Genomic DNA, 254 nt, shown 5'->3' with positions numbered 1-254 from the left:
GCACCATCCTCGATCAGTTCAAGCTCTCAGTCGAAGACCTGCGTCGTCAGTTGGACGAGGAGGCTGAGGAGGCCGCGGGCGGAGGCGATGCCGCAGAGGAGGATGGCAAGATCGGCGTCTCGCCTCGCGTGAAGGATGTGCTGTCCCGCGCCTACCAAGCCTCACGCGAGTTCGGCCATTCCTACGTCGGCCCCGAGCACCTGCTGATCGGATTGGCCGAGGAGGGTGAGGGTATCGCGGCCGGTGTGCTGCGC

1 protein-coding gene is annotated in these 254 nt (G+C 65.7%); it reads left to right on the top strand.

Translation table 11 applies throughout. From position 1 onward, the window contains the following. Positions 1–254 (top strand): Clp protease N-terminal domain-containing protein (locus KZZ04_RS19945; RefSeq protein ID WP_219423995.1); only part of this gene is annotated, 254 nt, incomplete at both ends.

Origin of the sequence: Pseudoalteromonas sp. CR1, assembly GCF_019392235.1 — a bacterium.
Classification (GTDB): Bacteria; Pseudomonadota; Gammaproteobacteria; order Enterobacterales; family Alteromonadaceae; genus Pseudoalteromonas.
This window is presented reverse-complemented; position numbering and strand designations above follow the sequence as displayed.